Here is a 13,437-nt window from a genome sequence, read left to right on the forward strand (position 1 = left end):
GCACGCATGACCGACAAGGCGAAGGTCGACTTCTACTTCGACCCTCTTTGCCCGTTCGCCTGGATCTCCTCCCGGTGGATCCTCGAGGTGGAGAAGGTCCGCGACATCGACCTGAGCTTCCACGTGATGAGCCTCGCCGTGCTGAACGAGGGCCGCGACCTGCCCGAGCAGTACCGCGAGCTCATGACCAAGGGCTGGGGCCCGGTCCGCGTGGCCATCGCCGCGGAGCAGAAGTTCGGCAACGAGGTGCTGCCGAAGCTGTACACCGCGATGGGCACGCGCATCCACAACGAGGGCAACCAGGACTTCGACGAGGTCGTCAAGCTCGCGCTGGCCGACGCCGAACTGCCGGCCGAGCTCGCCGAGGCCGCGCACTCGACCGAGTACGACGAGGCGCTGCGGGCTTCGCACCACCGCGGCATGGACCCGGTCGGCATGGACGTCGGCACGCCGACCATCCACATCGACGGTGTCGCGTTCTTCGGCCCGGTGCTGACGAAGATCCCGCGGGGCGAGGAGGCGGGCACGATCTTCGACGGTGCCCGGATGCTCGCCGGCTTCCCGTACTTCTTCGAGCTCAAGCGAACCCGTTCGGGTGACCTCGACTTCAGCTGAGGCCGACCGGCCTGCTCGGCCGGATCTTCTGTCAGTGGCCTGAGCGCGAGGGTGAGGCGCTGCGGGCGACGTTCCTGGTCGAAGGCGAGTGGCGCCGTGCTGAGGTCTTCGTGACCCAGCGCGGCGCCACTGCCGTTCTGGGGTGCCTTCCGCCGCTCCCCACGTGACCCCCGCCGCCAAGATGTGACAGGCTGAGGCGTTGTCAGCGCAGTGGTGTCACATCCGTCTGGAGGGCTCCGTGATCGAGGTCGTCAACCCCGCCACCGAGGAAGTCATCGGCACGCTCGCCGAGGGCACGCCGGCCGACGTCGACGCGGCCGTGGCCGCGGCGGTCAGGGCCTTCCCGGCCTGGGCGGAGACCTCGGTGGACGAACGGGCGAAGGCGGTCCGGGCGATCATCGACGGGCTGAAGGAGCGGGCCGGTGAGTTCGCGGCGGCCATGACCCGGGAGATGGGCACGCCGCTCACCTTCAGCCAGAAGGTGCAGGTCGCGAACCCCGTCGCCATCGCCGAGGGGGTCGCGGACGTGCTGGAGGGCGGGTACTTCGAGCCCGAGGAGATCGGCAACTCGCTGGTCTTCCGCGAGCCGGTCGGGGTGGTCGCGGCCATCACGCCGTGGAACTTCCCGTTGCAGCAGATGGTCGCGAAGGTCGTGCCGGCGCTCGCGGCGGGCAACACCGTGGTGCTCAAGCCGAGTGAGCTCGCGCCGCACACCGCCGACCTGCTCGCCGAGATCGTCACGGCGGCCACTCCGGCCGGGGTGTTCCAGCTCGTGCACGGGACTGGCGCGGTGGTCGGTGAGGCGCTGGCCGCGCATCCGGACGTGGACATGGTGTCGTTCACCGGTTCCACGAAGGCCGGGCGGCGGGTGTCCGCCGTGGCCGCGGAGACGGTGAAGCGGGTCGCGCTCGAACTGGGCGGCAAGTCCGCGTGCGTCGTGCTCGACGACGCCGACTTCGGGCGGGCGGTGAAGATCGCGGTCGCGAACTCCTTCATGAACAACGGTCAGGCCTGCAGCGCGTGGACCCGGTTGCTGGTGCCCGCCGAGCGTCACGACGAGGCCGTCGAACTGGCCGCGCAGGCCGCGAAGAAGTACACGCCCGCGGATCCGGCCGAGCCGTCCACGCGGATCGGGCCGGCGGTGTCGAAGGCGCAGCGCGACCGGGTCGTCGGGTACATCCGCAAGGGTGTCGAGGAAGGTGCGACGCTGGCCGCCGGTGGACCTGAAGCGCCGCTGCCGCAGGGGTTCTACGTCGCGCCGACGGTGTTCGGCGGTGTGACGCCGGAGATGACGATCGCCCAGGAGGAGATCTTCGGGCCGGTGCTGTCGGTCATGCCGTACGCCGACGAGGACGACGCGGTGCGGATCGCGAACTCCACCATCTACGGGCTGGCGGGTGCCGTGTTCTCCGCGGACACCGAGCGCGCCCTCAGGGTCGCCAGGCGGCTGCGCACCGGGCAGGTCGACATCAACGCCGCCGCGTTCAACACGAGCGCGCCGTTCGGTGGCTACCGGCAGTCGGGCAACGGGCGCGAGTTCGGCAGGTTCGGGCTGGACGAGTTCTGCGAGGTCAAGTCGGTCCAGCGGTAATTGAGCTGCGAGTCGGGCCGCACGCGCGTATCACTGCGGGCATGGCTGACTCGGCGCTGAGCATCCGGACCATCGACGAATCCGACCTGCCCGACTTCCAGCGGGTGATGGCCTGGGCGTTCCTCGGCGATCACCTGGGGGAGGACAGCAAGTGGCTCAAGGTCCTCGAACGGGACCGGGCGCACGCGGTGTTCGACGGTGACGAGCTGATCGGCACCAGCGGGATCCTGACCCGCGAGATCACCGTTCCGGGTGGTCGTCAGGCGCAGGCGGGCGCGGTGACGGTGGTGTCGGTGAAACCGGGCCATCGACGGCGGGGCGTTGCGTCGATGCTGATGAAGGCCCAGCTGCACGGCATGCACGAGAGTGGTGAGGCGCTCGCGATGCTGTGGGCGTCGGAAGGCTCCATCTACCGCAGGTACGGCTACGGCGAGTACGCGACGAGCATCGCCATGCTCAGGATGCCCACGCGTATGGCGTTCCACCCTGGTGTGCACGTCAGCGACGCACGGATCCGTCAGGTGTCGCGAGAAGAAGCGCTGCCCGTCATGCGCGAGTTCTACGAGCAGGTGCGGACCACACGGGTCGGCTGGCTGAGCCGCGTCGAACACACCTGGGACGTGCAGCTCGCGGACCGCGAGGTCGACCGCGACGGGCTCACCTCGTACCGCTACTGCCTGCATCCCGAGGGCTATGTGGTGTTCCGGGTCAAGGGCGGCGGCGATGCGGGCGGACCGGCCAGCGAACTGCACGTGCGCGAGCTGGTCTGCACGACCGAACAGGCCTACGCCGACCTCTACCGGTTCCTGCTGGACATGGACCTCGCCGGGGAGATCTCCTTCTACACCGCCTGGGACGACCCGATCACGCACATGGTCGACAACCCGCGGAAGGTGCGGCGCGAGTCCTCGGACGCGTTGTGGGTTCGCCTCGTCGACGTCGACCGGGCACTGCCGCTGCGCGCCTATTCGTCCGATGTGGACAGTGTGCTGGAGGTCGAGGACTCGTTCTGCCCGTGGAACTCCGGCCGCTGGCGCTTCACGGTCAAGGACGGCGAGGCGACGGTGACGCGCACCGAGGACCCGGCCGACGTGTCGCTGGACGTCGCCGCACTCGGCAGCGCTTACCTCGGCGGCGTGCGGCTTTCCGTGCTCAGGCGGGCACACCGCGTGGTCGAGCACACGCCCGGACACGTGGACGCGCTGACGATGGCGTTCCTCGGCGTGACGGAACCGCACTGCCCCGAGGTGTTCTGACGGAACTCACGGCGGTGGTTGCTCGTTGACGGTTCACCTGGTGTGGGAGGTAGAGCCGTGGGCACCATCGTGTGGGTCGTAGTGCTGGTACTGCTGGTCGCAGGCGTGTTCTACCTGGTCAGCCAGAGCAACGCGCGCAAGGCGCGGGAGCTCGACGACGCCAAGGCGGAAGCCCGCCGCTGGGTCGAGCGGCTGGGCGGGCAGGTGATGAGCCTCACCGGCAGCAACGCCGCCTCGACGCAGGCGATGGCGGACGCCTCCGAGCGCTTCACGGCCGCCGGTTCCCAGATGGAGCAGGCCCGCACGATTCCGCAGGCCAGGCTGGTCACCGAGACCGCGATGGAGGGCCTGCACTACGTGCGCGCGGCGCGGGAGGCCATGGGCATGGACCCCGGCCCCGCACTGCCCGAGAGCGCGGCCCAGAAGCAGGCGGGTGCCGTCAGCGAGGACCGTCAGGTCGCCGTCGAGGGCCACCAGTACGCCGCGTCGCCGCACTCCGGTTCGGGCACGCCCTACTACTACCCCGGTGGCGTGGTCGCCGGACGCCCGGTGCCGCGTGGCTGGTACTCCGAGCCGTGGTGGAAGCCCGCGCTCGTGGCCGGTGCGTGGGGCGTCGGCACGTTCCTGCTGATGGACGCCATGTTCTCCGGCATGCACGGTGTCGGCGACTACGGCATGGGCGACGCGGGCATGGGTGACGTCGGAATGGGAGACGCGGGCGGTGCCGCCGACGCGGGCGACACCGGCGGCTTCGACTTCGGCGACATGGGCGGCGGGTTCGACTTCTAGGGCTGGCAGGCAGGGCACCAGAAGAGGTTGCGGGCCGCCAGTTCGGTGGTCAGGACCTCGGTGCCGCAGACCAGGCACGGCTCCCCGGCACGGCGGTAGACGTACACCTCACCGCCGTGCCGATCCACGCGTGGCGCGCGGCCCATGGCACGGGGCATGTGCTCGGCGCGGACGGTGTTGATCTGGCCGACCTTCACGCCGTCCTTCATCAGCACGACGAGGTCCGCCCAGATGGCGTCCCACAGCTCGCGGCTGACCTTGTTGCCGACCAGCAACGGGTTCACGTTGTGCCGGAACAGCACCTCGGCGCGGTAGACGTTGCCGACCCCCGCGAGGACGCTCTGGTCCATCAGCAGCACGGCCAGCGACTGCTTCGACCGGACGATCCGCTCGTAGGCGCGGTCCGGGTCGGCGTCGCGGCGCAACGGGTCGGGCCCGAGCCGGTCCCGGATCGCCTTGACCTCGGCCTTGTTCAGCACCTCGCACGCGGTCGGGCCGCGCAGGTCCGTCCAGTGGGTCTCGCCGGCCATCCGCATGCGGACCTGGCCGACGGGCAGCAGGACCGGCAGCGGCGACTCGGTGAACGTCCCGTAGAGGCCGAGGTGGACGTGCACGATCGCGTCCGGGCCGTAGACGTGGAACAGGTGCTTTCCGTGCGCCTCGGCGCGAACGAGCGTGCGTCCGTCCACAAGGGACGCCGAGAAGCGCCCTTGCGGACTGGTGACGGACACGGGCCTGCCCGCGTACCGGCGCTGGTGCAGCCGCGCGAGGCGGTGCAGCGTGTGGCCCTCAGGCACGGTCTTCGTAGGCGCTGACCTGGTCGATCCGGCGCTGGTGGCGCGGCTCGCCCGAGAACGGCGTCTTGAGGAACGCCGACACGATCTCGGTCGCCTCCTCGGCGGTGTGCTGGCGGGCACCGATGCCGACCAGCAGGGCGTCGTTGTGCTGGCGGGCGAGCTGCGCGGTGTCGACATTCCACGCCAGCGCGGCGCGGGCGCCCTTCACCTTGTTCGCGGCGATCTGCTCGCCGTTGCCCGAGCCACCGATCACGACGCCGAGGCTGCCGGGGTCGGCGACGACCTTCTCGGCCGCGTCGACGCAGAACGACACGTAGTCGTCCAGGGCGTCGTACTCGTGGGCGCCGACGTCGACGACCTCGTAGCCCTGCTCGGTGAGAGCCTGGGACAGGTGGGACTTCAGCTCGAAGCCAGCGTGGTCTGCTGCCAGATAAACGCGCACGTCAAGGAGTCTGACACGCTGGTGGGTGTGTTCAGCCAGGAGGGGTACCAGCTGAGGCTGGAGTGGGGGCCCGAGGGTGTCGGGGCCCTGCGGGACTGTGACGTGCTGGTCATCGTCGACGTGCTGTCGTTCACGACGTCCGTCGACCTGGTGGTGGGCAACGGCGGCCAGGTGCGCCCGTCGCGGTGGAGGCCCGAGTCGGGGAGGACGCTGCGACCAGCGTCACTCGTCGAGGAGATCGGACTGGTCGAGCTGCCGTCGCCGAACGGCTCGAACCTGTGCTTCCTCGCCGCCGAGACCGGCGCCCACGTGCTCGCGGCGTGTCTGCGCAACGCCACGGCGGTGGCCAGGCGGGCACAGGAGCTGGGGAAGACCATCGGGGTGATCCCCGGCGGCGAACGGTGGGGGCTCGACATCCTCAACGAGGGGCCGCGCGAGTTCGGGCCGTTGCGGCCGTGCGTCGAGGACTACCTGGGTGCCGGGGCGGTGCTGGCCGCGCTGGCGGGGAAGGCCTCGCCGGAGGCCAGGCTCGCGGCGACCGCGTTCCGGACCACCGACGTCCCGGCCGCGGTGAGGGGCTGCGGGTCGGGACGGGAACTGATCGAGAACGGCCACTCCGCCGACGTCGATCTGGCGGTGCGGATCAACGTCAGCACCGCGGCTCCCGTGCTGGTCGACGGGGTGCTGCGGTGATCGAGATCGCGGACGGGATCTTCGTCCGCAGGCACACCGAACTCGACCTCACGCTCGGTCTCGTCACCGGGTCGGGCGACTGTCTGCTCGTCGACTCCGGCATGGACTTCGCCCTGGCGCGCGAGATCAGTCCGTCGCGGATCGTGTTGACGCACAACCACTTCGACCACGTGCTGGCCACCGAGGCGTTCCTGCCGTGCGAGGTGTGGGCGCACGAGGGCTGCGTGGTGGACGAGTCGCTGCTCGAAGACCGCGCCAAGCACTACGACGAACCGTTCGAGGGCACGCTCGTCGCGCCCACGCACACGTTCCGCGACACCGTCACGCTGGACGTCGGCGGCCGCCGCGTCGACCTGCACCACTTCGGCCCCGCGCACACCTCGCACGACGTGGTCGTGCACGTGCCGGACGCCGGCGTCGTGTTCGCGGGCGACCTGGTGGAACAGGGCGCTCCCGCTCAGGCGGGCCCGGACGCGACGCCGTCGAACTGGCGCCACGTCCTCGACCTGGTGCTGGAACTCGAACCGCGGATCGTCGTGCCGGGCCACGGTGACCCGGTCGACGCGAGGTTCGTGCGCGAGATGGCTATCCCGGAGGCCACGTGAGGCCGCGTCCACCGAGGACGTGGCAGTGCACGTGGAAGACGGTCTGGCCGCCGTCCCGGCCGGTGTTGAAGACGAGGCGGTAGCCGGACTCGTCGACCCCCTCGGCCTTCGCGACCTGGTGCGCGGTGGCGAGGATCTGCCCCGCGAGCACCGGGTCGACGTCGCCGATCGCCGCGTGGTGTTCCTTGGGGATCACCAGGACGTGCGTGGGCGCCTTGGGGTCGATGTCGCGGAAGGCGAGCGTCGTGTCGGTCTCCGTCACGACGGTCGCCGGGATCTCGCCCGCGACGATGCGGCAGAACAGGCAGTCGGTCACGACGGCATCGTATTGGTCCCGGCGGGTTCAGCGGACGAAGCAGAACTCGTTGCCCTCAGGGTCGCGCATGACCTGGAAGCTGCCCTTCTCGTCGGTGTGCACGACACCTTCGCGGGTGGCCCCGAGGCTCACCGCCTTCACGACCGCCGCCTCGATGTCCTCGACCTCGAAGTCGAGGTGGAACCGGTTCTTCACGTCCTTGCGCTCGGGCACCGGCTGGAACGACATCCGCACGCCACCGGGCGGCTCGACGTGCGCCCACCCGTGCTCGCGCTCCACCGGCTCACCGCCGAGCAGTTCCGCCCAGAACCGCACGAGCCGGCTCGGGTCGTTGCTGTCGAGCACGATCTGTTCGAGCCTCACGTCTCCACCAGGTTCTCTCGGGCCCAGTCACAACACAGGTCGAGCAGTCCGAGCACCTTGCGGCCCTGCGCCGTCAACTCGTACTCGACCCGCGGCGGGTTTTCCGCGAACGCCTCACGCGAAACCGTGCCTTCGCGCTCCATCGCCCGCAACGTCTCGGCGAGCACCTTGGGCGTCACCCGGGGCATCCCGGCCCGCAACTCACCGAACCGCCGGCGCCCGCCCTGCAACCCGCGCAACACGTGCGCGGTCCACTTGTCACCGATCTGGTACGGCAGGTCGTGCGTGCATTCCACCTGCTCACCCCCGATATCGTTGCGGAAACCGGCTGTCCGCACCCTACCTTCGCGCTCATGGCGAAGATCGTTGTTTTCGGGGCGTCCGGCAAGGCAGGACGCGAGATCGCGGACGTCGCGCAGGCCCGCGGCCACGAGGTGACCAGGATCGGGCGCGACCCCGGCGTGCAGGCCGCGGCGGAGGTGGCGGCGGGCCACGACGTGGCGGTGAGCACGGTGGCGGACCTGTCCCGCGACCCGGCGGAGTTCTACACCGAGGCAGCCCGTGCGCTCGTGGCGTCCGGTGCCGGGCGGATCGTCGTGGTCGGCATCTACACGTTGCTGGAGACCGCACCCGGCGTGCGCGTCGTCGACAGCCCGGACTTCCCCGCCGAGCACAAGCCGTTCTGCCTGGGACACGCGGCGGGCGTCGAGGTGCTGGCCGCCTCCGGCGCCGACTGGCTGGTGATGAGCCCGGCGGGCAACTTCGGCGGCACGTCCACGGGCCGGTACCGGGTGAGCGGCGTCGATCCGGCCGACGAACTGACCTACGAGGACTTCGCGCTGGCCGTGGTGGACGAGATCGACCACCCAACCCACCGCCGCACGCAGATCGGTGTGGCATCAGCGTGACCTAGCTCACGAGAAAGGCCCGAGTGCATGAGCACTCGGGCCTTCGTCAGAGCGGGCGACGGGAATCGAACCCGCGTAGCTAGTTTGGAAGACTAGGGCTCTACCATTGAGCTACGCCCGCATTGCCGCCCCCGTTAGGGGCTGCGATTAATAGCTTAGCGGGTGGCGGTAAGCTGGATGCAACCGGGGCGTGGCGCAGTTTGGTAGCGCACCCGCTTTGGGAGCGGGGGGTCGCAGGTTCAAATCCTGTCGCCCCGACGGTTGACGAAAACCCGCAGCGACTCGCTCGCTGCGGGTTTTCGCGTTCAGGCCAGGTAGCGGCCGGCCCAGGCGGTGAGCACCTCCGCCACGTACGCGGCGTCCGCGCGGTCGGTCAGCAGGTGGTCGGCGCCGTCGAGCGAGACGAACGACTTGGGGTGGCGCGCCGAGTCGAACACGAGCCGGGCGTTGTCGATGCCGACCGTGTCGTCCTGCGGGGAGTGCATGACGAGCAGTGCCCGGTCGAGGCCGGAGATGCACGCGGTCTGGTTCTGCTGGTTGATGTCGAGCAGGAAGCCGTTGCTGATCCGGAACGGGCGACCGGCCAGTTGCACCTCGGCCACGCCGTGGGTCTCGATCTCGTCCTTGGACGAGCCGAGCAGGTGCTCGACGTGCGAGGTGTCGAAGGGTGCGCCGATCGTCACGACGGCCTTCACCTCCGGGATCTGATGTGCGGCGGCCAGCACGGCGGCGCCGCCCAGCGAGTGTCCGATGAGGACGCTCGGGGCTCCGATGGTGTCGCGCAGGTGGCCCGCGGCGCAGACGAGGTCGTCGACGTTGGACGTGAACGTGGTGTTGGCGAAGTCGCCGTCGGACTGGCCCAGGCCGGTGAAGTCGAACCGCAGCACCGCCACGCCCCGCTCGGCCAGGCGGCGGGAGATCCGGCTGGCCGCCACCGAGTCCTTGCCGCAGGTGAAGCAGTGCGCGAACACGGCGGTGGCGACGACGTCCCCTTCGGGCAGTTCGAGGCGGCCCGCCAGTGCCTGGCCGTCGTTGCCCGCGAAGACCGCTTTCCGGTTGTCCATGACCTCTATGGTGCGTCACGTGCGCTACCAGTACCTCGACGCCCGGCTGCGGCAGGCTTTCGACGACGCCGGGCTCGATCGCGGGCAGCGGGCGTTGCTGCAGGGTGTGCTGCGTGCACTCGACCCGGACGCGCACCTCGGTGAGCACGTGGCGGGGCTCAACAGCGCGTACCTCGCCGTCACCCGCGCTCAGGCCGCGTTGGAGAGTCACGCGACCGAGGACCAACCGCGGTGGAACCTGTTGCGGCGCATCATCGCCACCTCGCTCGCGTGCATGGACGCCGCCAAGCCCGCCTACGCCCACGGCGGTGGACTGGAGCTCGCGAAGGCCCGCAGGGTGCTGGTGAAGGTCGACGCGGCCATCGCCGCCGACGGCCAGAGGTTCGATCCCCAGGTGGCGGCCGACGCCGCGGCGAAGCTCGATCCGAAGAAGCTGCGCGACGCGGTGCGGAAGTGGATCGATCCACTGTGGAACGGAATCGAGCTCCCGTTGCGCGCCAGGATGATCGCCGAGGTCGCGGTGGTCGTCGCGGTGCACGGCAGGGATGGCAGGCAGCTCAGGACGGACCTGCTGCGGTGGCTCAAGAAGCGGGGTGATCTCGCCGACGTGCTGTGGCCCCGCAAGCAGAAGCACGTCGTCGCGTTCGTGGTGCGGGGCGCGCGAGTGCTGCGGCACCTGGACGAGCTGTTGCCCCAGGCGCGGCAGGAGCCGCTGCACCGCAACAGGTTGCCGAAGGACGACTTCCTGAAGGAAGCCGTCACCGGGTCGTCGGTGCTGGTGCGCGTGCCGGTTGAAGCGGCGGACGTGCACACGGCCGCGCTGAAGGGGCGCCGGGTCCTCAGCGAGGTGCTCGACCAGTACGCGGCGGGGGAGCGGCTCACCGAACTGCACATCGCGCCGGTCTGGCAGGTCAGCGAGCCGGGCGGACGGGTCACCCGCGGCACCGAGCACCAGCGCACGGTCGGCAACGCCTACCCGCTCACCGCCTACTGGCCGGCTGAGCTGCGTAGCGCGATGCGCGTGGCGAACCTGGCGCGGCAGGTCGACGCGCCGATGGCGAGCGCTGGGCTCGCGTGGAGTGCGCTGGAGGCGACCGGGCTCGATCCGGGCAAGATCGCGTGGCTGGCCAAGGCCTGTGCGCTGCAGATGCTGCGGCAGCACCTCGTCAGCCTGCACGTGATCGTCACCAACCACGACACGGACCTGCGCGGACCTCTCGACGCGCAGGTGCCGACCACCGGCGTGAAGCACCACCTGAAGTCGGTGGACGCCTGGCTGGAGGTGCTCATCGGCCACAACCGCCCGGACGCGCGGCTCGACGCCGCCCAGAAGGCCCTCACGGCGCTCGCCGAGAGCGAGGGCGGTCTCGTGCAGGACCTCACGGAACTCTGGCGCGCCAGGCTCGCCGACTCGAAGGTCCTCGCGGGCTGGCTGCGCGAACAGGAGGACACCGCCGCCGCGCTGCTGGAGTGGCTCTACGTCACCAGGAACCTGGCGTTCCACGCGGGACGGTTCGCCTCGCCCGCCGACACGCTGACCGCGCACGCAGGGCAGGCCGTCGCCGACCTCACGCTCGAGTTCCTCGGGAACTGGCGGACCGTCGAAAGGCGCGCCCAGAAGGAAGGAGGGAGCCGGCAGGAGACCTCCGCGGTGGAGATCTACCGCCGGCTCGCGCAACGGGAGGACCAGCTGGTGGCCCGGCTCAAGCGCGCCGGATCCGTCCGCAGGCTCAGCGTCGAGGACATCTCCGGACCCGACGAGAAGTGGTGGTCCCGCGGCCGGAAGTGAGGCCGTTGGTTACGGCTTGGCCTTCGTCAGCCAGTCCTCGACCCGGTCCGGGTTGGCCTCGACCCACCGCTTGGCCGCCTCGTCGGGCGACATCTTGTACTTCGCGATGAACGACGCGACCGTGTCCTGCTCGTCGTTGCTCCACTGGAAGTTCTGCACGAGCCTGGCCGCGGGGCCGCCCTTGTCCATGAACTTCTTGGAGGCGATCTTGTCGAGCTCGTAGCGCGGGTAGTCGCACGCGACCTTGGCCGGGTCGGCGTCACAGCCCGCCGTGTACGGGGGCAACTCGACCTTGACCAGTTCGATGTCGAGGTGCAGCCACTGCGGCTCGAAGAAGTACCCGATGAGCGGCGTCTTCTTCTCCTGGGCCTGGCGGAACGCCTTGATCAGCGTTTCCTCGCTGCCCGCGTAGACGACCTTGTAGTTGAGGTTCAGGTTCTTGACCAGGGCCTCGTCGTTGGTCACGAACGACGGGTCGCCGTCGAGCACCTGACCCTTGCCGTCGGACTGCACGGTCTTGAACTTCTCGGCGTACTTGTTGAGGTTCTGCCAGTTCGTGATGTCCGGGAACTCCTTCTTCATCCACGGTGGCACGTACCAGCCGATCACGCCCTTGTTGCCGGACGGGCCCACCCGCACGGCGGAGCGCTTCTCCTCGATGTACTTCTGCTTCAGGTCCTCATGACCCCAGTTCTCCAGGATCACGTCGATCTCGCCTGAGTCGAGGCCCTGCCAGGCGGTCTGCTCGTCGACCTCCTTCTTCGTCACCTTGCAGCCGAGCCGCTTCTCGGCGAGGTACGCGACCACGGCCGCGTTCGCCTCGTAGCCGACCCACGGGTTGACCGCGATGGTGATGGAGTCGCAGGGTTCGGTGGGTGCTGCCGAACTGGAGCGCGGTGACGCCGTCGATCCACTGCCACAACCGGCAATTGTCAACACGAACGTCATTGCCAGAGCGATTCTGGGGGCTTGCACGAACAGCTCCTCGTCGGGGGGAAGAGCGATGCAGAAGACCGCTCAGTTCAGCTTTTCCCCATCTTTCTGACCGAGTCAAGTCATGGGATGATTGGTTGTCCACAAAGGATCTGATTTGTATCAGCCCTTGACCGTATCCGTGCGAAGGTCAATGCTGTCGCGCATCGAGAAACGGTGTGCGCAGTCCGCAACAGGTCGGAGTGGTTTGGCGTGGATCCCGTGATTTCGGTCAGGGACCTGTGGAAGGTGTTTGGCCCCAACGCATCTCAGCTGGTGGCCTCGGACGAGCTCAAAGCGTTGTCGCGGCACGAGTTGATGGAGCGCACAGGTTCCGTCGCGGCCGTGCGGGGAGTGGACTTCGACGTCGCTCCCGGCGAGATGTTCGTGGTGATGGGACTGTCCGGTTCGGGTAAGTCCACACTGGTCCGTTGTCTCACGCGGCTGGTGGAACCGACCGCGGGCACGATCATGTTCGAAGGCGAGAACATTCTCGAAGCGGACGCCAAGCGCCTGCGCGACCTGCGCAGGAACAAGTTCTCCATGGTGTTCCAGCACTTCGGTCTGCTTCCGCACCGGACCGTCGCCGACAACGTCGGTTACGGCCTGGAAATCCGCGGGGTACCGCGTGCGAAACGTGGGGAACGGACACAAGAGGTGATCGACCTCGTCGGATTGTCCGGTTACGAGAAGTCCTATCCGGATCAGCTCTCCGGCGGCATGCAACAACGCGTCGGTCTCGCACGCGCGCTCGCCGGCGACCCCGACGTCCTGTTCTTCGACGAGCCCTTCTCCGCGCTCGACCCGCTGATCCGGCGCGACATGCAGTCCGAGGTCATCAGGCTGCACCGCGAGGTCGGCAAGACGATGGTCTTCATCACCCACGACCTGAGCGAGGCGCTCAAGCTGGGCGACCGCATCCTGATCATGCGCGACGGCCAGGTGGTGCAGGTCGGCACCGGTGACGAGCTGGTCGGCGCGCCCGCGGACGACTACGTGCGCGACTTCGTGAAGGACGTGCCGAAGTCGCACGTGCTGACGTTGAAGTGGATCATGCGCCCGCCGCGCCCCGACGACGAGCTCGACGGTCCCGAGCTGTCGCCGGAGACCGTGGTGCGGGAGGCCGTCCGCAGCGTGCTGAGCGCGGACAAGCCGGTGAAGGTCGTGCGGAACGGCGAGTTGCTCGGTGTGGTCGCGGACGAGGAGATCCTCGGGGTCGTGGCCGGGGAGGCGTGAC

The 13,437-nt window shown here is 69.2% G+C and carries 16 protein-coding genes and 2 tRNA genes; 10 read left to right on the forward strand and 8 right to left on the reverse strand.

Translation table 11 applies throughout. The features are described from left to right. Positions 1–6: 6 nt before the first annotated feature. From AB0M48_RS17310 to AB0M48_RS17325, 4 genes are all read left to right on the forward strand, one after another. Entirely contained in the window at positions 7–615 is a 609-nt protein-coding gene (locus AB0M48_RS17310) for a DsbA family protein (RefSeq protein WP_363842410.1), read from the forward strand. Between the two features lie 238 nt (positions 616–853). After that, positions 854–2,206: an aldehyde dehydrogenase family protein gene (locus AB0M48_RS17315; RefSeq protein WP_363842413.1), complete on the forward strand. Its 1,353-nt coding sequence runs from the start codon at positions 854–856 to the stop codon at positions 2,204–2,206. 41 nt (positions 2,207–2,247) lie between these two features. Continuing rightward, complete coding sequence (locus AB0M48_RS17320; RefSeq protein WP_363842416.1) at positions 2,248–3,462, forward strand: GNAT family N-acetyltransferase; 1,215 nt, start codon at positions 2,248–2,250, stop codon at positions 3,460–3,462. Positions 3,463–3,519: 57 nt separating this feature from the next. Then, entirely contained in the window at positions 3,520–4,251 is a 732-nt protein-coding gene (locus AB0M48_RS17325) for a hypothetical protein (RefSeq protein WP_363842419.1), read from the forward strand. Here the strand turns inward: AB0M48_RS17325 and AB0M48_RS17330 are convergent. Together AB0M48_RS17330 and AB0M48_RS17335 are read right to left on the reverse strand one after the other, a co-directional pair. Continuing rightward, positions 4,248–5,048, reverse strand: coding sequence for a zinc finger domain-containing protein (locus tag AB0M48_RS17330; protein ID WP_363842422.1), 801 nt, complete (start codon positions 5,046–5,048; stop codon positions 4,248–4,250). The genes AB0M48_RS17325 and AB0M48_RS17330 overlap by 4 nt on opposite strands. Continuing rightward, positions 5,041–5,490: a ribose-5-phosphate isomerase gene (locus AB0M48_RS17335; protein WP_363842425.1), complete on the reverse strand. Its 450-nt coding sequence runs from the start codon at positions 5,488–5,490 to the stop codon at positions 5,041–5,043. The genes AB0M48_RS17330 and AB0M48_RS17335 overlap by 8 nt, the downstream gene beginning before the upstream one ends. Before the next feature lie 21 nt (positions 5,491–5,511). Here AB0M48_RS17335 and AB0M48_RS17340 point away from each other — a divergent pair, with 21 nt between their 5' ends. Continuing rightward, the gene (locus tag AB0M48_RS17340; protein WP_363842428.1) at positions 5,512–6,183 is read left to right on the forward strand and encodes a 2-phosphosulfolactate phosphatase; all 672 of its coding nucleotides are present in this window, start codon (positions 5,512–5,514) and stop codon (positions 6,181–6,183) included. Then, a complete protein-coding gene (locus AB0M48_RS17345; RefSeq protein ID WP_363842431.1) occupies positions 6,180–6,788 on the forward strand; it encodes an MBL fold metallo-hydrolase in 609 nt (202 codons plus the stop codon). The genes AB0M48_RS17340 and AB0M48_RS17345 overlap by 4 nt, the downstream gene beginning before the upstream one ends. Here AB0M48_RS17345 and AB0M48_RS17350 read toward each other — a convergent pair. Genes AB0M48_RS17350 through AB0M48_RS17360 form a run of 3 tightly spaced genes read right to left on the reverse strand, consistent with a single transcriptional unit; the run spans position 6,769 to position 7,763 of the window. Further along, complete coding sequence (locus AB0M48_RS17350; RefSeq protein WP_363842434.1) at positions 6,769–7,104, reverse strand: histidine triad nucleotide-binding protein; 336 nt, start codon at positions 7,102–7,104, stop codon at positions 6,769–6,771. The two genes, AB0M48_RS17345 and AB0M48_RS17350, sit on opposite strands and share 20 nt — an antisense overlap. A gap of 27 nt (positions 7,105–7,131) precedes the next feature. Next, positions 7,132–7,467, reverse strand: a complete 336-nt coding sequence (locus AB0M48_RS17355) for a VOC family protein (protein WP_363842437.1) — start codon at positions 7,465–7,467, stop codon at positions 7,132–7,134. Continuing rightward, positions 7,464–7,763: a helix-turn-helix domain-containing protein gene (locus AB0M48_RS17360; protein WP_363842440.1), complete on the reverse strand. Its 300-nt coding sequence runs from the start codon at positions 7,761–7,763 to the stop codon at positions 7,464–7,466. The genes AB0M48_RS17355 and AB0M48_RS17360 overlap by 4 nt, the downstream gene beginning before the upstream one ends. Before the next feature lie 57 nt (positions 7,764–7,820). On the opposite strand from AB0M48_RS17360, the gene AB0M48_RS17365 reads away from it, so the two are divergent. Continuing rightward, positions 7,821–8,375, forward strand: coding sequence for an NAD(P)H-binding protein (locus tag AB0M48_RS17365; RefSeq protein ID WP_363842443.1), 555 nt, complete (start codon positions 7,821–7,823; stop codon positions 8,373–8,375). Between the two features lie 50 nt (positions 8,376–8,425). Here the strand turns inward: AB0M48_RS17365 and AB0M48_RS17370 are convergent. Next, positions 8,426–8,496 (reverse strand) — tRNA-Gly (locus AB0M48_RS17370). A gap of 63 nt (positions 8,497–8,559) precedes the next feature. On the opposite strand from AB0M48_RS17370, the gene AB0M48_RS17375 reads away from it, so the two are divergent. After that, positions 8,560–8,633: transfer RNA gene (locus AB0M48_RS17375), tRNA-Pro, on the forward strand. Positions 8,634–8,680: 47 nt separating this feature from the next. Here AB0M48_RS17375 and AB0M48_RS17380 read toward each other — a convergent pair. Then, positions 8,681–9,439 (reverse strand): alpha/beta hydrolase, encoded by a 759-nt coding sequence (locus AB0M48_RS17380; RefSeq protein ID WP_363842446.1) that lies wholly within the window; start codon positions 9,437–9,439, stop codon positions 8,681–8,683. 19 nt (positions 9,440–9,458) lie between these two features. Between AB0M48_RS17380 and AB0M48_RS17385 the strand changes: the two genes are divergently transcribed. Beyond that, a complete protein-coding gene (locus AB0M48_RS17385) occupies positions 9,459–11,228 on the forward strand; it encodes a hypothetical protein (protein WP_363842449.1) in 1,770 nt (589 codons plus the stop codon). A 9-nt stretch (positions 11,229–11,237) separates the two neighbouring features. Here AB0M48_RS17385 and AB0M48_RS17390 read toward each other — a convergent pair whose 3' ends face one another. Next, positions 11,238–12,176: an ABC transporter substrate-binding protein gene (locus AB0M48_RS17390; RefSeq protein ID WP_363842452.1), complete on the reverse strand. Its 939-nt coding sequence runs from the start codon at positions 12,174–12,176 to the stop codon at positions 11,238–11,240. Between the two features lie 246 nt (positions 12,177–12,422). Here AB0M48_RS17390 and AB0M48_RS17395 point away from each other — a divergent pair, with 246 nt between their 5' ends. Beyond that, on the forward strand, positions 12,423–13,436 hold the full coding sequence (locus tag AB0M48_RS17395; protein WP_363842455.1) for a glycine betaine/L-proline ABC transporter ATP-binding protein: 1,014 nt from the start codon (positions 12,423–12,425) through the stop codon (positions 13,434–13,436). Position 13,437: the final 1 nt, after the last annotated feature.

Origin of the sequence: Lentzea sp. NPDC051208 (genome assembly GCF_040682435.1) — a bacterium.
GTDB classification, from domain to species: domain Bacteria; phylum Actinomycetota; class Actinomycetes; order Mycobacteriales; family Pseudonocardiaceae; genus Lentzea; species Lentzea kristufekii.